Annotated in this window: 21 protein-coding genes; 11 read left to right on the top strand and 10 right to left on the bottom strand. The window is 67.2% G+C overall.

Annotated features, from left to right (window positions below; genetic code table 11):
* The first annotated feature begins 1 nt into the window (after position 1).
* Positions 2–175 (top strand): 50S ribosomal protein L32, encoded by a 174-nt coding sequence (gene rpmF, locus ASD42_RS11850; protein WP_056813984.1) that lies wholly within the window; start codon positions 2–4, stop codon positions 173–175.
* Positions 176–358: 183 nt separating this feature from the next.
* On the opposite strand, the gene ASD42_RS11845 is transcribed toward rpmF, so the two are convergent.
* The 6 genes from ASD42_RS11845 to ASD42_RS11820 all read right to left on the bottom strand — a co-directional run bounded on the left by ASD42_RS11845 (position 359) and on the right by ASD42_RS11820 (position 6,059).
* Positions 359–583, bottom strand: coding sequence for a hypothetical protein (locus ASD42_RS11845; RefSeq protein WP_056813982.1), 225 nt, complete (start codon positions 581–583; stop codon positions 359–361).
* A 504-nt stretch (positions 584–1,087) separates the two neighbouring features.
* Complete coding sequence (locus ASD42_RS11840) at positions 1,088–1,864, bottom strand: MHYT domain-containing protein (protein ID WP_056813980.1); 777 nt, start codon at positions 1,862–1,864, stop codon at positions 1,088–1,090.
* Positions 1,857–2,456 carry a GTP-binding protein gene (locus ASD42_RS11835; RefSeq protein WP_056813977.1) on the bottom strand — a complete coding sequence of 200 codons (600 nt, stop codon included), beginning with the start codon at positions 2,454–2,456 and terminating at the stop codon, positions 1,857–1,859. The genes ASD42_RS11840 and ASD42_RS11835 overlap by 8 nt, the downstream gene beginning before the upstream one ends.
* Positions 2,457–2,460: 4 nt before the next feature.
* Positions 2,461–2,736: a DUF742 domain-containing protein gene (locus ASD42_RS11830; RefSeq protein ID WP_370585335.1), complete on the bottom strand. Its 276-nt coding sequence runs from the start codon at positions 2,734–2,736 to the stop codon at positions 2,461–2,463.
* Between the two features lie 102 nt (positions 2,737–2,838).
* On the bottom strand, positions 2,839–3,243 hold the full coding sequence (locus ASD42_RS11825) for a roadblock/LC7 domain-containing protein (RefSeq protein ID WP_056813970.1): 405 nt from the start codon (positions 3,241–3,243) through the stop codon (positions 2,839–2,841).
* Positions 3,240–6,059 carry an ATP-binding protein gene (locus ASD42_RS11820; protein WP_056813967.1) on the bottom strand — a complete coding sequence of 940 codons (2,820 nt, stop codon included), beginning with the start codon at positions 6,057–6,059 and terminating at the stop codon, positions 3,240–3,242. The genes ASD42_RS11825 and ASD42_RS11820 overlap by 4 nt, the downstream gene beginning before the upstream one ends.
* Before the next feature lie 291 nt (positions 6,060–6,350).
* Here ASD42_RS11820 and ASD42_RS11815 point away from each other — a divergent pair, with 291 nt between their 5' ends.
* The 9 genes from ASD42_RS11815 (at position 6,351) to ASD42_RS11770 (ending at position 14,385) form a co-directional block, all read left to right on the top strand.
* Positions 6,351–7,037 carry a response regulator transcription factor gene (locus ASD42_RS11815; RefSeq protein ID WP_056813964.1) on the top strand — a complete coding sequence of 229 codons (687 nt, stop codon included), beginning with the start codon at positions 6,351–6,353 and terminating at the stop codon, positions 7,035–7,037.
* Positions 7,038–7,046: 9 nt separating this feature from the next.
* Positions 7,047–8,501 (top strand): sensor histidine kinase, encoded by a 1,455-nt coding sequence (locus tag ASD42_RS11810; protein ID WP_056813962.1) that lies wholly within the window; start codon positions 7,047–7,049, stop codon positions 8,499–8,501.
* 92 nt (positions 8,502–8,593) lie between these two features.
* Positions 8,594–9,967 (top strand): S1C family serine protease, encoded by a 1,374-nt coding sequence (locus ASD42_RS11800; protein WP_235569385.1) that lies wholly within the window; start codon positions 8,594–8,596, stop codon positions 9,965–9,967.
* 47 nt (positions 9,968–10,014) lie between these two features.
* Positions 10,015–10,509: a MogA/MoaB family molybdenum cofactor biosynthesis protein gene (locus ASD42_RS11795; RefSeq protein ID WP_228537147.1), complete on the top strand. Its 495-nt coding sequence runs from the start codon at positions 10,015–10,017 to the stop codon at positions 10,507–10,509.
* On the top strand, positions 10,506–10,727 hold the full coding sequence (locus ASD42_RS11790) for a hypothetical protein (RefSeq protein ID WP_056813948.1): 222 nt from the start codon (positions 10,506–10,508) through the stop codon (positions 10,725–10,727). Before ASD42_RS11795 ends, ASD42_RS11790 begins: the two co-directional genes overlap by 4 nt.
* A 524-nt stretch (positions 10,728–11,251) precedes the next feature.
* Positions 11,252–11,932, top strand: coding sequence for an MspA family porin (locus ASD42_RS11785; protein ID WP_056813945.1), 681 nt, complete (start codon positions 11,252–11,254; stop codon positions 11,930–11,932).
* 66 nt (positions 11,933–11,998) lie between these two features.
* Positions 11,999–12,658, top strand: a complete 660-nt coding sequence (locus tag ASD42_RS11780) for an MspA family porin (RefSeq protein WP_056813942.1) — start codon at positions 11,999–12,001, stop codon at positions 12,656–12,658.
* Positions 12,659–12,998: 340 nt separating this feature from the next.
* Positions 12,999–13,667, top strand: a complete 669-nt coding sequence (locus ASD42_RS11775; RefSeq protein ID WP_056813939.1) for an MspA family porin — start codon at positions 12,999–13,001, stop codon at positions 13,665–13,667.
* A gap of 61 nt (positions 13,668–13,728) precedes the next feature.
* The gene (locus tag ASD42_RS11770) at positions 13,729–14,385 is read left to right on the top strand and encodes an MspA family porin (protein ID WP_056813937.1); all 657 of its coding nucleotides are present in this window, start codon (positions 13,729–13,731) and stop codon (positions 14,383–14,385) included.
* Positions 14,386–14,457: 72 nt separating this feature from the next.
* On the opposite strand, the gene mscL is transcribed toward ASD42_RS11770, so the two are convergent.
* From mscL to ASD42_RS11750, 4 genes are all read right to left on the bottom strand, one after another.
* Complete coding sequence (gene mscL / locus ASD42_RS11765; RefSeq protein WP_056813934.1) at positions 14,458–14,904, bottom strand: large conductance mechanosensitive channel protein MscL; 447 nt, start codon at positions 14,902–14,904, stop codon at positions 14,458–14,460.
* Between the two features lie 148 nt (positions 14,905–15,052).
* Positions 15,053–15,721, bottom strand: coding sequence for an SAF domain-containing protein (locus tag ASD42_RS11760; RefSeq protein ID WP_056816124.1), 669 nt, complete (start codon positions 15,719–15,721; stop codon positions 15,053–15,055).
* 90 nt (positions 15,722–15,811) lie between these two features.
* On the bottom strand, positions 15,812–16,126 hold the full coding sequence (locus tag ASD42_RS11755; RefSeq protein ID WP_056813931.1) for an FmdB family zinc ribbon protein: 315 nt from the start codon (positions 16,124–16,126) through the stop codon (positions 15,812–15,814).
* A gap of 71 nt (positions 16,127–16,197) precedes the next feature.
* Positions 16,198–16,797: a 5-formyltetrahydrofolate cyclo-ligase gene (locus ASD42_RS11750; RefSeq protein WP_235569485.1), complete on the bottom strand. Its 600-nt coding sequence runs from the start codon at positions 16,795–16,797 to the stop codon at positions 16,198–16,200.
* A 154-nt stretch (positions 16,798–16,951) separates the two neighbouring features.
* On the opposite strand from ASD42_RS11750, the gene ASD42_RS11745 reads away from it, so the two are divergent.
* Positions 16,952–17,878 (top strand): UTP--glucose-1-phosphate uridylyltransferase, encoded by a 927-nt coding sequence (locus ASD42_RS11745; RefSeq protein ID WP_056816120.1) that lies wholly within the window; start codon positions 16,952–16,954, stop codon positions 17,876–17,878.
* Positions 17,879–17,899: the final 21 nt, after the last annotated feature.

The raw sequence follows: 17,899 nt of genomic DNA, 5'->3' as shown, positions 1-17,899 counted from the left end.
CATGGCGGTTCCCAAGCGGAGGATGTCGCGCTCCAACACGCGAAGCAGGCGCTCGCAGTGGAAAGCGGAAGTGCCACAACTGGTCCCGGTGACGGTGGCAGGTGTCGAATACCGAGTGCCGCGCCGAATCGTCAACGCCGTACGCAAGGGCATGATCGACCCCGCCCGGCTCTGAAAAAGAGATACGACAACGCCTGTCGGGAACCCGGCAGGCGTTGTCGTAATCAGCTCTACCGCTCTGGGTTTGCGGCCCGCCTCGGATCCGAGGGGCGAGACGTAACGGCGAAGCCGCAGTATCGCCCCTCGGATCCGAGGCAACCGGGGGCCGCAAACCCCGCGGCGCCAGCCGCTAAATAATTCAGCCTTCGCGTTCGGCGAGTGCCACCAGGGCCGCGGCGAGCTGGAAGAACTTGTTGTTGCCGAGGTCGGCGATGGTCTTGATCTTCAGCGCCTCGAGCAGCTGCTTGTCGTGCGCCTCGGTGAGGCCGGCCAGCGCCGACGGGGGAGCGGCGAGAATGTCGGCGAGCGTCTTGTTCTCGAATTCCTTGTCGAGGACTTTGTCGAGCACCACGTTGACGGCCATGCGAACTCCTTCGTACGAACCTTGGATGTGCCGGGCGAGACGAATGCGCCCTTCAGCGACCATAACTCGGTTGGCGCATCGTGTGGTGAGCTTCCGAGGGGTCGGCGGTTCGTTCCGCGCGCCCACCTGTCCAGGGGTCTTACCCCGACACTGTTGTGCCTGTTCACAGCCTTGCCGGAGGGGGTGGGGCAACTGCCCCGTTAACGGTGTGATGCGCGCCACTTGGCGCGGACCCACCGAAGGGCTTGCGGAACATTTGCTGAGAATCGAATTACCAACTCCTGGTTTGTTTCTCGCCACAAGAAAATTCCCGAACCACTGATGCGGAGTCCCTCACGGGTATGTACTCTCGTGCACGAGGGCGGGTTCTCCGAGTTAGGGGAACCCGCTCATCGCCACTTCAGGGGCGGTTTTCGCGGTAGTTCACCGCAGGTCGCGAGGGCTTCGATCAGCGGGGCGGAAGACCGGAAAGATTCCGACAAACCGGACGTTAGCTGGTTGGCCTCAGCGGGCCGGAACGGGCTGGCGTGCCTGGGCCGCGACGTCGCGCCGATCCGGCGCCACCAGCACCGCGGTGATCGGCACCGTCAGGCCGAGCGCACCGATCACGAACATCGGGAACACCAGGTCGAACAGCGGCAACCCGTCCGGTGTCCGGACAGCTGGATCGATCGAGAACTTCAGTGCGGCGAGGGCCGTGTAGTACACCGCGGCGACGCCTAGGGCGAACAGCACCGACACCAACACCCGCACCGGTACCCGCCGGACCACCTGGGCCACCCACAGCGTGGCGGTGCACAGCGCCATCGACACCAGTACCGACAACCCGACGAGGCCGAGCGACTCCTCGACGGTGCCCTGCACGGCGAGCGCGTCGAGGGTCAGGTAGGTCGACAGTCCGACGCTCAATCCCATCGTCAGTCCGCCGATGATCAGCCGCGGCACCTGTGTGGTCCGGCCGCTGATCAGCAATCCGGCGAGCACGCCGACCACCGCGATGGCCAGCGCCGCCGCACCGAGCGCGACGTTGTACCGCACGGTGCTGTTGTTCACCCGCATCGCGAGCAGCGCGACCGAATTCGCCAGCCACAGCCCGACCCCGCCGAGCGAGACCGCGGCCATCGTCAGCCAGATCAGCCGGAACCGGATCGAGTACTTCGCGTGCCGGATGCAGGCGAACGACACCAGCGCACCGAGCGCCGAAAGATCCAATGCGAGCCACGCGATACCGGTGCCGTGCGCGAAGGTTTCGGCACCGGTCGCGGCGAGCACATCAAGCACGCCTGCCCGCTCCTTCGAACTGCTGCGGCTCGAGTTGGGCAATGGCGTATTCGGTCACCGCCGCCAGTGCCTGACGGACCTCGACGGCGTTGCGCGCATCGATGTCGACGATCGGGATGCCCTCGCGCACCGAGAGCGCTTCGCGCAGTTCGGCGATGGGGAAGCGGGGAGCGTTGGGGAAGCGGTTCACCGCGATCAGGAACGGCAGTCCGCGCGCCTCGAAGAAGTCCACGGCGGCGAAACTGTCTTCGAGCCTGCGGGTATCGATCAGCACCACCGCGCCGATGGCGCCACGGATCAGGTCGTCCCACATGAACCAGAAGCGTTTCTGGCCCGGCGTGCCGAACAGGTAGAGCACCAGGTTTCCGGGCAGCACGATGCGGCCGAAGTCCATGGCCACGGTGGTGGTTTCTTTTTCCGGCGTCTCGGCGAGGTCGTCGATGCCATCGGAGAAATGGGTCACCATCGCCTCGGTGCGCAGCGGCACGATCTCCGACACCGCACCGACGAAAGTCGTTTTACCGGCGCCGAATCCGCCGGCCACAACGATCTTGGTCGACGCAACGCGTTGTTCTGTTGCCGGCGGGCGCATGCCATCAGAGGCCACGGAGTCCACGCAAAGTCCTCTCCATCAGTGATCGGCGTTCGTCGTAGCTCGCCTGTTCGGTCAGCGTCGAATGCACTCGAAGAATCCCGCCCACTACGAGATCGCCGATCATCACCCGGACCATACCCAGTGGGCGTCCAAGGTATGCGGCAATCTCGACGACAGAAAGCCGATGTGTGGCAAGACGCACGATTTCGATCCGCAAATCGCCTGCGGACCAGTCGTTGTGCGCTGTATAAGAGACCGTCTCGACGACTGCTTCCAAGGGCAGCGCTATCGCGGGCTCGGTGCGGCCTGAAGTCAGGGCATAGGGCCTGACTCGCGTCGTCGGCCGGTGATCGGATCCGTAAGGGCTCGACATCTCACCTCAGCCGGCGGAGCGGGCGGTGGCGGTAACCGCCGAGCCCACCCGGTCGACGAGCAACGCCATCTCGTAGCCGATACGGCCGATGTCGTGGCTCTTGTTGGCGAGAACGGCCAGGTGCGAACCGTTTCCGACGCTCATCACCAGCAGGTATCCACGCTGCATCTCCACGATCGACTGCATCACCTTGCCGCCGTCGAACAGGTGCGCCGCACCCATCGACAGGCTCGCCAGACCGGCGGTGACCGCGGCCAATTGCTCGGCGCGGTCCGCAGGTAGATGGGGACTGGTCGCCTGGAGCAGTCCGTCGGCCGAGACGAGCACCGCGTGCGAGACGCCGGGTACGTCGCGGGTGAAGCGGGCGACCAACCAGTTCAGATTCTCGTCTGTGGGGTGCGCGTTGCTCATTCGAGGCCTCCGTCGTTGTGCTGGATCTCGGCACGGCCGCTGCGGACGCCGCTGAGATGTCGGGTCAGGTTGTTGCGGATCTCCTCGGGGTCGCGATCGCCCGCTTCCTCCGCGGGGGTGAGCCCACCGGGGACGAGCTGAGCGCCCGGCTTGCGGATCGGCAGGCCGCCGCTCGTTCGCGAGGACGTGGGCGGGTGGTCCGCCTCGGCGGCGGCCGTCCAGCCCGCGTCGCCGGGGGCGCTCCACGACGCGCCGTTGCCACTGTCGGATTCGGCAGCGGCGGAAGCCGGTTCGACGAGCCACTCCGAGACCATCCGCTGGTAGATCGGGGTCGGTGCCGGGCCGGAAACAGGCTGCAAGCGAGTGCTCGTCGTCGGCAACGGGTCGGTGTCGATGGATCGCGACACCGGCTTCGGCTCGGGTTCCGGCTCCGGCTCGGGGTCTGGCTCCGGCTTCGGTGGCGCGGCGGGTGCGGACTGAGCGGCGAGCTCGGCCAGCGCGCTCGCGGGCACGCGCTGCGGCAGGCCGAAGGGCAGCGAGTCGGTGACCGTGGGCGGATCGGTGGGCACCGGGAGATCGTCGGAGTCGTGATCGTGCTCGGCCCACATGCCTACCGGTGTCGCGTCGTCGTCGGGGTCGACGCCGACCGGTTCCGGTGGGGGCGCCGGTACCGCGGCCGGAATGCGTTGTGGAAGGCCGACATTGGTGAGCGAGGAGTTGGGCGTGCCGACGCCGTTGGTCGGGACGAGCGGACTCGGACCCGACGGCGTGAATATCGCGGGCCCGGGCAGCGGAGAGGCGGGCAGGTCGAGATCGGTCACCGCGTCCAGCGAGACCAAGGGGCGCGGCCCGGTCGGCATGATCGGATTCGGCCCGGTGATATCGGCCGGAGTCAGTGCGTACGGGCCGATTCCGGCGGGCATGATCGGGTTCGGCCCGGTGGGCGGGCCCGACGACACCGGCGGCGACGGCGCGACGAGCGCGCTGGGCAGATGCACGCTGGCGGTGATGCCGGGCTGCGGCGCGGCACCGCTGGTACGGCGCAGGCTCACGGTGATGGTGTGGCGCTTGGCGAGCCTGCCGACCACGAAAAGACCCATGCGGCGGGCGGTTTCGATGGTGACTTCACCACCGGAGGCGAGTCGGTCGTTGGTCGTCTGCAGATCGTCGGCCGACATGCCGAGGCCGCGGTCGGTGATCTCGATCAGATAGCCGCTGTCGACCGCCCGGCCGACGATGACCGCCACCGACGTGCTCGGCGGGGAGTAGCGCAGCGCGTTGTCGATGAGCTCGGCGAGCAGGTGCTCGATATCGACCGCGGACTCACCGGCGACGACACCGTCGGGCACATTGCCGATCTCGACGCGCTGGTAGTCCTCGACCTGCGAGACCGCGCTCCACAGCATGTCCGACAGCGGCACCGGCGGCAGGTGGCCGCGGCGCAGCACGGTGCCCGCGAGCACGAGCAGGTTGTCGCCGTTGCGGCGCATGCGGGTGGCGAGGTGGTCGAGGCGGAACAGGGTCTGCAGGCGCGAGGGGTTGTCCTCGTCGTGCTCGAGTTCCTCGATGAGCGCGAGCTGCTGCTCCACCAGCGACTGGCTGCGCCGCGACAGCGTCTCGAACATGTTGCCGATCTGCAGGCGGAGGCGCGCCTGGTCGCCTGCCAGATTCAGGGCCTGCTCGTGGATCTCGTCGACGGCACGGGCCAGCTGACCGATCTCGTCGGTGGAATGCACACCCACCGGCGTGATCTCCGGCGTCGCCCCGCCGCTGCGGACCACGGCCAGCTCGTCGGGCAGCTTCACGTGCGCCACTTCGAGCGCGTCGCGACGCAGCCTGCGCACCGGCACCACCAGGGTGCGGGCCACGGCGAGCGCGAGCGCGAGCCCGGCCAGCAGCATGCCGAGCACCAGGGTGGTCTCGCGCAGGGCGCCGGTCTGGGCCGTGGCGGTATTGCTGTCGAGGGTGTGGTCGATGTTGTCGAGCAGCGCGGAGATGGTCGAGGCGTAGGTGTCGGCGCTGACCTGCAGCGTATTGAGCACCGCCGCGTTGGTGGTCGGGTCGCCGTTGTTCTGGCTGAACACGCTGATCCGGGTCTGCACCGCGTCGAGCAGCGCCGCCTGGCTGCCCGCGTGATCGGGCAGGATCATCCCGTAGGTCTTGATCATGTTCGCTTCGGAGCCGAGCTCGACGAGCATCTTCGCCCGCGCGCTCTGGCTGCGACCCGATTCGGGCGAGACGACCAGGGTGCGTTCGCGGGTGAGCACCCGGCGGGCCTGGTGCAGCGCGGTCAGCTGCAGGAAGTAGCGCTGCACGATGAAGTCCTCGACCTGGGGGGTCTTGGACAGCGCGTTGCCGATCCGTTCGCCGATCTCGTCGGTCTGCTCACCGACCATCGCGGGGGAGCCGCCGCGCACGGTATTGCGCAGGGTGGCGCCGGTGGTGGTGGCCGCGGTGAGTTCACTGGCGACGCCGGCGTCGATGCGGGCCGAGCGCAGCGCGCTCTGCACCTCGGCGAGCGCCTGGTCGTAGTTGGTGAGCGCGGCGTCGGTCTGCGGGTCGGCGATCGCACCCCAGTTGGCTGTCGCGGCCACGGCGAGTTGTTCGGTCGCGGTGGCGAATTTGACGACGGGTCGGATGACGGTGGCCTGTTCGGTCGCCGCGCCGAGTTGCGTCATCGTTTGCAGTTCGTTGTTGATCCGCAGCACGGCGAAGGTGGTCGCGAGCATCACCGGCAGCACCAGCACCACACCGACCTTGCGCGTTACCGACCAGTTGGACAGGCTGAATTGCCAGGAGCGCGATGCAGGTTCCATCCGCGTGCGTTGCCTCTGCTTCCACGTGTGACCCCGGCCCGCGCGGGGAGGTCGCGGAGCGATGCGAGCGCAGAACCAACTGGAGGTCTTCTTTTACCGCAGGAAAGATACCGTGCCGAGTGGGCAACGGCAATCCGGGCCACGCGGTCTGTAATTCGCCGAATATGCGCTGACACAACGACGATTCGTTGAGGTTTGTCAAGACCTACAACATACATCGCCTAGAACACGACGTTCGGCGCGCCGAGCCCTCTCAGTACGTTCTCAGTCGGTCACGGCAAACTACAGCACATGCGCATTCTGGTAGTCGACGACGATCGCGCGGTGCGGGAATCACTGCGCCGGTCTCTGAGCTTCAACGGCTACACCGTCGACCTGGCCGTCGACGGTCTGGACGCCCTGGAGAAAGTGACCGCAGCCAGGCCCGATGCGCTGGTTCTCGACGTCATGATGCCGCGCCTGGACGGCCTGGAAGTATGCCGGCGGCTACGCAGTACGGGCGACGATCTGCCGATTCTCGTTTTGACCGCGCGCGATTCGGTGTCCGAACGCGTGGCCGGGCTCGACGCGGGTGCCGACGATTATTTGCCGAAACCTTTCGCGTTGGAGGAATTGCTGGCGCGTTTACGGGCGTTGCTGCGTCGGCGAACGCCCGATCCTGGTGAAGCGTCGGAGGCGATGGTGTTCGCTGACTTGTCGCTGGATCCGGTCACCCGTGAGGTTTCGCGCGGCGAACGCGGGATCAGTCTGACGCGCACCGAGTTCTCGTTGCTCGAGATGTTGATGGCCAATCCGCGCCGGGTACTCACTCGCGGCCGAATCCTCGAAGAGGTCTGGGGCTACGATTTTCCGACCTCCGGCAACGCGCTGGAGGTCTATATCGGCTATTTGCGCCGCAAGACCGAGGCCGATGGCGAGGAGCGACTGATCCATACCGTGCGCGGCGTCGGTTACGTGCTGCGCGAGACCCCTCCGTAGGCGGGCGGCATGGCACCCAAGGAACCCGCGGTCGCCGTTCTCGGCAGGCCGCTGGACGCGAGCGAGATGCGTCCGCCGACCCCGCTGACCCGTTCGGTGTCGCTACGCTGGCGGGTGACGCTGCTGGCGGCGTCGGTGGTGCTGATCGCCGTCGCGGTGACCTCCATCGCCGCCTACGCGATGGTGGCGCGCGCGCTGTACGCCGATGTCGACGCCCAGCTGGAGGCCCGTGCGGCCACCATGATCAACAACAACTTCGAGACCGCCGGATTCCAGTCGATCGTGCTGGCCGGGCTGTTCTCCAACGATGTCGGCGTCGCGCTGATCTATGCCGGTCACAAGCCGTATATGCCGCCCCAGCAGACGATTCCGCCGGTCGGCGCCCAGGAGCTCGCCGTGGCCGACGGCAAGATCAACTCCTCGCTGCGCACCGTCGGCGACCAGCGGGTGCTCGCCGCGCGCACCCACAGCGGCGCGACGCTGATCATCTCGCAGAAGCTCTATCGCACCCGCGAGGTACTCGATCAGCTGGCCTGGCTGCTGTTCGTGGTCGGCGCGTGCGGTGTGGTGCTGGCCGCCGCGGCCGGAACCGCGGTGGGCCGCACCGGTCTGCGCCCGATCGCCCGCCTCACCGCGGCGACCGAGCGCGTGGCCCGCACCGACGACCTGACGCCGATCCCGGTGACCGGTGACGACGAATTGGCCAGGCTCACCGAGAGTTTCAACACGATGCTGCGCGCGCTGACCGAGTCACGCGACCGGCAGCGCCGGCTCGTGGCCGACGCCGGTCACGAGCTGCGGACCCCGCTCACCTCGCTGCGCACCAATATGGAGTTGCTCATCGCCTCGGGCAGGCCGGGTGCGCCCCGGCTGCCGGACGAGGACATGGCCGAATTGCGCGCCGATGTGGTCGCCCAGATCGGCGAACTGTCGACACTGGTCGGCGACCTGGTCGATCTGGCCCGTGAGGACGCTCCCGAAACCGTGTACGAGCGGGTGGATCTCGGCGAGGTGGCCGAGCGTGCGCTCGAGCGTGCGCGACGAAGGCGGGTGGGGATCACCTTCGTTGCCGATCTGGCCCCGTGGTTCGTCTACGGGCACGAGGCGGGCCTGGAACGTGCCGTCCTCAACGTCCTCGACAACGCGGCCAAGTGGAGTCCGCCCGACGCGGTCGTGCGCATCACCATGCGCCCGGCCGGTCCCGGTCTGCTCGAACTGGCCGTCGGCGACGCGGGCCCCGGTATCCCCACCGACGAACGCGAACTGGTCTTCGAACGCTTCTACCGCACGACCGCCTCGCGTTCGATGCCCGGATCCGGGCTCGGGCTCGCGATCGTCAAGCAGGTGGTGACCAAACACGGCGGCACCATCGCGGTGGACACCTCCGATCGTGGCGGCGCTCTGGTGCGCATCGTGTTGCCCGGGGAGGCGCCGACCGTGCTCGACGAGTCCGGCGCCGAGTGATCGGCGGAGTCACGGCGAACTGATAGTCCGATCTCAGGCGCCTCTCAGTAGCCGTCAGGAAGCTGGTCTGCAAGCGTGAGGAGACAGACACCATGACCGACGATCCCCAGCGGCACCCTGCTGACCGCCCTGCCGAGACCGGTGGGCAACCGGATCAGCCTCCGTTCGGTGGGCACCAGGGCGAGCAGCCGCCCTACGGCGGCGAAGCGGCCCACATGAGCCAGGCTCCCTATGGCGGGCCCTACGGCAACCCCGCGCCTTACGGCGGCCCCACGCCGTTCGGTCACCAGCATCCGCAGGGTGCTCCGGCGCCGCACGGCGTGGCGCCGCAGGCGTTCGGCCCCGCGCCGACTCCGCAGCGAAAGCCGTTGCGGCTCGGCCTGATCGCCGGAGCGACCGCCTTGGCGCTGGTCAGCGGTGGTGTCGGTGGGGTTGTCGGCGTGCTCGCCACCGACTCGAATTCCGCACCGGTGACCAACGCGCTCGAGGCGCCCAAGCCCGCGGTGAACAATGTCGCCAACGCGCCCGCCGGGTCCACTCAGGCGGTGGCGCAGCGGGTATTGCCCAGTGTCGTGATGATCAAGGTCGCGGGTAGCCGCGCGTCCGGAGAAGGTTCCGGGGTCGTGCTGTCCACGGACGGGCTGATTCTCACCAACAACCACGTCGCCGCGGGAGCGGGCGCCTCGGCGAAGATGGAAGTGGTGTTCAGCGACGGCAGCACCGCGCCGGCCACCATGATCGGCGCGGATCCGGTGTCGGATCTGGCTGTCATCAAGGTCAGCGGCAAGACCGGGCTCACGCCGATCGAGTTGGGTACCTCCGACGGGCTGGCGGTCGGCCAGCCCGTGATCGCCATCGGCTCGCCCCTTGGCCTGGCGGGCACCGTCACCACCGGCATCGTCTCCGCCCTCAACCGTCCGGTCTCGACCAGCGGTGAGGGAACCCCGAGCCAGGTGAACCCGGTGATCGACGCGATCCAGACCGACGCGGCGATCAACCCGGGCAATTCCGGCGGTGCGCTGGTCGACGGGCAGGGCAAGCTGATCGGCATCAACACCGCCATCGCCAGCCTCGGCGGCGAGGCGGCGGGCGGCGCCCAGAGCGGTTCGATCGGTCTCGGCTTCGCGATCCCGGTGGATCAGGCACGCCGGGTCGCCGACGAACTGATCAAGACCGGCCACGCCACCTACGCCCAGATCGGCATCAAACTGCGCCCGCAGGACACCGCCGCGCGCGTACTCGAGGCCACCCCCGACGGCCCTGCCGCCAAGGCGGGCATCCCGGCGGGCGCGGTCATCACCCGCCTCGACGACCGTCCCATCGACTCGGGCGACGCGCTGATCGCCGCCGTCCGCTCGCACCAGCCAGGAGACAAGGTGAAGGTGACTTACACCGACGAACAGGGCGGCAATGCCAAGACCGCCGAGGTCACGCTCACCGCCGCGGCGGCCGAAGGCGGCCGATGATGCGTTCGAACGCAAACCTGTCGTGCGTAAGCGCTACGGTGATGACCATGGACATCGATGCTCCCGTGGCAGGGCGCGCACTGGTTGTTGTCGTCGACGATCGGACGGCTCATGGCGGCGTGGATTCACTCGGCCCACTCGTCACCGAATTGCTCAACGAGGCCGGGTTCCTCGTCGACGCCTCGGTGACGGTCCAGGCCGAGGAGGTCGAGATCCGCAACGCTCTCAACACCGCGGTGATCGGCGGTGTCGACCTGGTGATCTCGGTCGGCGGCACCGGCATGTCGCCGCGCGATATCACCCCCGAGGCCACGACCCAGGTGCTCGACCGCGAACTGCCCGGTATCACCGAGGCGCTGCGCGCGTCGGGTCGCGTGGCGGGCTCGCTCGACGCCGGTCTGTCGCGTGGCGTCGCGGGCATCTCCGGCAGCACCCTGGTGGTGAACCTGCCCGGTACCCGTGCGTCGGTCCGCGACGGCATGGCCACCCTCGGCCCACTGGCCAGCAAGGTGATCGGCGAACTGTCCGGTCTGGACGAATGACATCCGATCCGCGCGACGCGGTTCCCGGCCCCGATGATCAGGGCCGGGAACCCGCGTCGGCGGACGAGCTCCGGCGCAAAGCCGCCGAGGCGGCGCGGCTGGCGAGGATCTTCGGCGATGTGCTGCCCGAGACCACCGGTGACGAGCGCGGCGACCGATCACGCGACTCCGGCGCGGACGAATGGTTACGGTCCCAGGTTCCCCCGCATCACGGGTGATCGGCCCGTTATCTACGTAGCCGCTACGTAATAGACGGTATCGGAATAGCCTATTTCAGCGCGAACGGGCACCGCCGACAAATACTCGAGACCACGCGAAAGCGTGGTCTTTTGTCGTTGGAAGGCCCGAATCGTTGCCCATGGCTATCTCCTGTCAAGGCGCCATGACAGGAGCCTTCGAGACTGCATCAATGCACGTCAAAGCATGTGGCGATGTACGAATGTGTGCCGCGCTTCACAGTGAAATTTACGAACTCTTTCGTTGCCATATCCGTGGAACGGCGTTTAATGTTCGCCATTGAGCCACCAACTATCGGTCCCCGCAGTACTCCCACTTCTGTGCGTTGAACTACCCGGTGGAGCCCTGGCTCGGGTTCGCCACACCGGCCCCGGCCGTATCGTCGAAATAACAGTTAGTTACGTAACGGCAACAAAGGGGCGACACACTGATCTGGGCCCTGTGAGGTCCACTTGTCCGGCTTCGAAAGTCGAGGTCGGCTGTTAGACACCTGATGAGGGGAAGTATGAGCGAGAACCGCACCACCGGTGTGCGCCGTGGCGTCCGTGCCGCGGGCGTCGGCGCTGCCGCGGCCGCCGTGGCCTTGGGCCTGCTGTCGACCGGTGCCGCCAATGCCGACACCTTCGTGCCGTTGCCGGACGGCCAGAAGGTCAGCCCTGCTGGCGTGACCATCACCCGCACCCATGAGTCCGCGCTGATCTCGCCGTCGCTGTCCGCCAATGGCGCGGGTCGCGTCGTGTGGGTCTCGGGCACCGCGGTCGCCGAGGTCAACGAGACCCCCGAGGGCGAGGTCGGCCCGTGGAACGGCCCGACCGGCCGCCCCGGTTCCAACAATTCCTCCACCCACGGCGCCTCCCAGCTGAACACCGGCTACATCGTCGGTTGCCAGGTGAGCATCGCCGATGACGCGATCGGCGCCGGCCTGTCCGGTGGCCTGAGCACCGGCGGCGTGACCGCCGGTGGCTCGATCGGCGTGAACCTGGGCCCGGGCGAGGTCAAGTTCGTGCAGATCAGCTCGAAGGACATCCTGAAGGCCGGTACGTACGCGATCGATTACCAGGACGCGGAAATCGAGATCCAGGGCTGCGCCGGCTACGCGCAGGCTCGGGCCTACACCGTGGTCGAGATCATCGGCGACCACTACTCGAAGACCACCCTGTACGGCATGCCGTTCAGCATCGGCTGACGTCTTTCGATCCGGCACGAATCTTCTTCTCGCTTCGGCGAACTCAATCCTCGAGGGACAAATCCTATGATCAACCGTAAGTTCATGGCGAAGGTGGCGGGCGTCAGCGCTGCGGCCACCGTGGCCGTCGGCCTGTTCTCGACGGGCGCGGCCAATGCCGATACCTTCGTTCCGCTGCCGGGTGGCCACATCACCAAGACGCTGTCCGACGGCACCGTGGTCGACATCGCCCTGGTCGGCGAGTCGGCCAACATCAACCCGTCGCTGGGTTCCACCCCGGTCCACCGCAACGCGTGGGTTTCGGGTAGCGCTCAGGTCTCCGTCTCCGACGGCGGCTCCGGCAAGATCTTCCCCGGCTACACCGTGGGTTGCCAGGTCAACATCGCGGGCGGCGGCGTCTCCGGCGGCGGCGACCTCGGCAGCGACTGGGAGGGCAACGTCGACGCGGGCGTGACCTCCGGCGGCGAGCTCTCGCTCGGCCCCGGCCAGTCGAAGTCGTTCTACGTCCTCGACCTCGAAAAGGCCGACGACTTCGGTTCGGAGTCGCACGGCAAGTCGAACAAGTTCAAGGACGGCTCGGGCTCGGTGACCTGGTCCGACGAGACCATCGGCCTGACCGGCTGCGGCGGCTACGCGCAGGCGCGCGCCTTCGTCTCCGTCGAGGTCGAGACCGACAACGTCATCTCCTGGGTGACCCTGTGGGGCGCTCCGTTCAGCCTCGGCTGATCTGTTCGCATCCCGCACTCGAAACGGGCCGGTCGCTCTGCGACCGGCCCGTTTTGTGTGCGCGAACTCCAGTAGCACTGGACATTACGAGTCAGTCTCACTATGTTGAACCCGAATCGACTGCTCTTGCAGTCGAAGTCACTTGCGTTTTCGTTCGCCGATCGGCTGAGCTCGCGCCGATCCGGTGACCAACAGCTTCTCGATCCACCTCCCGGCAGGGCGCATCTGTCCTGTTGCCAGCGGTGCATGTCCTGGTGACACACCCCAGCTGGGTCCGGGCGCAACACAGATATCGACCTCGATGGTCGAGGTCGGATTTGCGTATACCTCGAGGGGAAGAATGAGCGAGAACCGCACCAACCGCGGGCGTCGCGGCGCTTGGAGCGTAGGCGCCGCCGTGGCCGTGACGATCGGCCTGTTGTCTGCCGGTGCTGCCGATGCGGACACCGTCGTACCGTTGCCGGACGGCCAGAAGGCGGGCCCCGGCGTCACTTTGAGTCGTACCGGTGAGCGTGCCGTGATCTCCCCGTCGCTGGCCGCCAACGGCGCCGGTCGCGTCGTGTGGGTGTCAGGCAATGCCCGCGCCGATGTGCAGGTCACGCCGGAGGGCGAGGTCGGGCCGTACAACGGTCCGACGAACCGTTCCGGCTCCAATAATTCTTCGACGCATGGTGCGTCACAGCTGAATACGGGTTACATCGTCGGTTGCCAGGTGAGCATCGGCGACGAGGCGATCGCGGCCGGGTTGGCCGGTGGGGTATCGACCCTCGGCGCCTCGGCCGGTGGTGCGATCGGCCTTCACCTCGGCCCCGGGCAGGTCGCCTTCGTGCAGATCGATGCCAAGGACATTCTGAAGCCCGGCGTCTATTCGGTGGAGTACCAAGACGCGGAGATCGATATCCAAGGGTGCGCGGGCTACGCGCAGGCCCGGTCCTACTCGGTGGTCGAGATCATCGGCGACCATTACTCCAAGACCACGCTGTACGGCGCGCCGTTCAGCATCGGCTGATCATCGGCCGAATCGAAACTCTTTCTCGTTCACACGAATTCACCCTCGAGGGGTCACAGTGATGATCAACCGTAAGAGCATGGCGCGCGCAGCCGGATTCATGGCGGCGGCGACTATGGCATCGGGTTTGCTGTTCACGGGTGCGGCCGATGCCGACACCGTCGTTCCGCTGCCGGGTGGCCACATCACCAAGACGCTGTCCGACGGCACTGTCGTCGACATCAGCCTGGTCGGCGAGTCCGCCAATATCAATCCGTCCATGGGGTCCACTCCAGCGCATCGCAACGCATGGGTTTCCGGTAGTGCGCAGGTCTCGGTTTCCGGTGACGGCGGTGGCAAGATCTTCCCCGGTTACACCGTGGGTTGCCAGGTCAATATCGCCGGTGGTGACGCGCTCGGCGACGGTGGAGCGGAGGTCGTCGAGGGTCTGGGCTTCGGCGAGGTGAACACCGGCGGCGAGCTCACCGTCGGCCCCGGCCAGGCGAAGTCCTTCTACGTCCTCGATCTCGAAATGCCCGACGACTACGGCAATGAATCCCACAAGACCCGCAATGCCTTCAAGGGCGGGTCGGGCTCGGTGACCTGGGCCGACGAGACCATCGGCCTGTCCGGCTGCGGTGGTTACGCCCAGGCTCGTTCGTTCGTGAGCGTCGAGGTGGAAACCGACAACGTCATCAGCTGGGTGACCCTCTGGGGTGCGCCGTTCAGCCTCGGCTGAGCAATCACCAGGTATGAACTCGGGTCCCGCTCACCAGGTGAGCGGGACCCGATGCGTTGTGGGAGTGCCGGATCAGTAGGTTTTCTTACCGTCGGTATCCGACGCCGGTTCGGCCAGGTAGCTGTGCTTGCCGTTCGAGCGGCTGTGCTGTTCGGCGAGCAGGTCTCGGATCTGGATGAGCAATTCGTTTTCGCTGAGTTGCTCGTCGGCCGCGGAGAAACGCTTCTGCGCCCTGGTCGCGGGCACCACCAGGACGAAGTAGAGGATCAGCGCGACCAGCACGAAGTTGATCGCCGCGGTGATGATCGGCCCGATTTCGATGAAGGTGGCCGGTTTGTCCGCGATGAGCTGGAAGCCGAGCCCCATCTCGTTCGATCCGCCGAACACCGCGAGCAGCGGATTGATGATCCCCGTGGTGAACGCGGTGACGATCGCGACGAACGCCGTGCCGATGACGACAGCGACCGCCAGGTCGACCACATTGCCGCGGAGTAGGAAATCCCTGAAACCTTTGAGCATTGCCGATGTCTCCTTCGTACAGGAGCCGGCCCGGGGCGCTGCGCTCCATATCGAATGTTGCGAAACGGTCTGCTTGGTTCCTATCTGATGCTAACGAGACTTCGGGCAAATTTCTCGCGAACTTACCCGTGGGCGACAGAGGTGGCGGTCAGTGGAAGACGACAGTCAGTGCTGTCCGCAGTGACGCGCCGGCGACGGCGGTGGCGTATTCGGTGTCCAGTGCGAGCAGGACCACCCGTTCCGCCCCGCGCCGATCGCCCGTCGCGGTGACGAGCACGACCGCGGCATCGGTGGCCAGCGTCCGCGCGGGTTTGCTCGCCCCGGGCCCGCCCGCGTCCTCGACCCCGACGACATCGACTCGATCGCCCGCCCGCAACACATCAGCCACCGCGGCATCGGCCAATCGAATCGGCACGATCCGTGCATCGGCGCTACCCGCGGCCGCAGCGGCCAGCCGTGGCCCGACGACGCGCAGATCGGTGAAGGTTTCCCCGGCGTGCATGGCGCCGGTCAGTGTCGCGCCGAGCAGGGGAGCGGTATCGGCGACCGAACCTGTTGGCAGCGAACGGGATTCGTGTTGATCGACACGCAGATCGTCGGCGGCGAGCAGCCGGCCGGGTGCGAGATCGCGGGCAGCGACAACAACCGCGACCCTCGTGCCACCGGGATCACCACGCACGAACAGCACCACGGCAGCCACGGCGAGAACAGCGGCGGCGATACGTCGGGCGAGCAGCGCGTCGGCCCAGGCCGGACGGTTACCGAGGGCGAAGCGCCAGGAACTGCCACGTCCCAGATCGGCGAGACTGCGAGTCATGGCGAAAGCGTAGAACCGCGGCACGGCGGGAAACCCGCCGAAAGCCCCGCCTGTGGATAACTACGGGGCTGTGGACAACTGTGGAAAAGATCAGCTGGCGGCGGCCGGAGTGGAGCTGGTGGACGCGCTCGACGACGAATCGCCGTTGCTGCCGGACCCGTTGGTGCTCGACCCGTTGCTGCCGCTCTCGGACGAGGTCTTCGCCGGTTCGCTCGCGGTGGACGCGCCGCCACGGCTGTCGGTGCGGTAGAAACCGCTGCCCTTGAACACGATGCCGACCGAGTTGAACAGCTTGCGCAGCTTCCCGGAGCACTGCGGGCATTCCGTCAGTGTGTCGTCGGAGAAGGACTGAACGATGTCGAAGCGGTTGTCACACTCGGTGCACGCATACGAATAAGTTGGCACAGGATCCTCCGCAAGTCTCTCGTCGATCTAGCACTCTACCGCCGACACTGCCAACGTCGCGAATCGCCGTTTCATTCCGGCGAAACGGGGAGGTCGCGGCCCAGCTGTTGCAGCCCGCCACCTGGGGTGAGTACCCAACCCATCCGCCGATCGTGCGGTTCCTCGGGAAGCAGGTCGACCAGCTCATTATCCCGTACAACGGCGATGAGGCGCACGTCAGCGCGGACAGCGCCGAGCGTCCGGTCGTAATACCCGGCACCACGCCCGAGCCGGACGCCGCGTCGATCCACCGCGAGGGCGGGAACCAGGATCGTTGTGGCGTCGGCCACCACGGCGGGTGCCAGCGTCTCGGTGGCCGGTTCGAGCAGGCCGTAGCGGGCCTTGCGCAGCGAATCCGCGCCCTCGTAGCGCGCCCAGCTCAGCGGGCCGGGCTCGCCGGTCACCGGCAGCAACACCGTGGCGCCGCGCGCGCGCAGCACGTCGAGCATGCGCAGATCGCCGGGTTCGCCGCGGATGGGCACGTAGGCGCACACGACGTCATCGGGCCCGGCCAAGCGGGCTGCCGAGGAAGCGAGCGCGGCCGCGTCGACGGCGTGTTCGGTGGGCTCCACTTGTGCGCGAGTGGCCAGGATCTCGCCGCGCCACGCATATTTGGTGCGCTCACCGGGCATCTCCACAGCGACCACCATAGTCTGCACAGGCGCGCAGCGATCCGAAGTCTTTTGCGCACGGCCGGAGCGAAGGCGGAGGTACGCCTAAGCTCTTGCCGACGCCGGATCGTCGCGAGGAGGCGATCGGACGGCACTGAATGGATAGGGTATGCGCATGACAGACAAGACTTCCGGTTTCCGCACTGCGGTGGTACCCGCGGCCGGACTCGGGACGCGGTTTCTGCCTGCCACCAAGACGGTGCCCAAGGAGTTGCTGCCGGTGGTCGACACCCCCGGCATCGAGCTGGTCGCGGCCGAGGCCGCCGAATCCGGCGCCGACCGGCTGGTGATCGTCACCTCGCCGGGCAAGGACGGCGTCGTGGCCCACTTCGTCGAGGACCTGGTGTTGGAGAGCACCCTGGCCGAGCGCGGGAAGTTCGCGCTGCTGGAGAAGGTTCGCAAGGCCCCGGCGCTGCTCGACGTGACATCGGTCGTCCAGGAGGAGCCGCTCGGGCTCGGCCACGCGGTCGCCCAGGCCGAAGCCGTCCTCGACGACGACGAATTGGCCATCGCCGTCCTGCTGCCCGACGATCTGGTGCTGCCGTGTGGCGTGCTCGAGACGATGAGCCGGGTCCGCCGCGAGCGTGGCGGCTCCGTGCTGTGCGCCATCGATGTGCCGAAATCGCAGGTCAGCGCCTACGGTGTCTTCGACGTCGAGGAATGCGCCGACGGAGCCGAGACCGACGTGTTGCGCGTCAAGGGCATGGTCGAGAAGCCCGATCTCGCCGACGCGCCGTCGACCCTGGCCGCCGCCGGCCGCTATCTGCTCGACCGGGTGATCTTCGACGCACTGCGCCGGATCGAGCCGGGCGCCGGCGGGGAACTGCAGCTCACCGACGCCATCGCCCTGCTGATCGCCGAGGGCCACCCGGTACACGTGGTGGTCCACCGTGGGTCGCGCCACGACTTGGGCAACCCGGGCGGTTATCTTCGAGCTGCTGTGGATTTCGCCCTCGAGCGGGACGAATACGGCCCGCAACTGCGCGAGTGGCTGAAGTTCCGGCTCAGTCCGGAGTGGGATCCACAGTCGCCCGTCGCCTAAACGCGGTCAGGTACACCGCCA

It is taken from the genome of Nocardia sp. Root136 (assembly GCF_001427185.1).
GTDB classification, from domain to species: Bacteria; Actinomycetota; Actinomycetes; order Mycobacteriales; family Mycobacteriaceae; genus Nocardia; species Nocardia salmonicida.
Note: the sequence above shows the minus strand (reverse complement) of the source record. Positions and strands in the feature narration are given on the sequence as shown.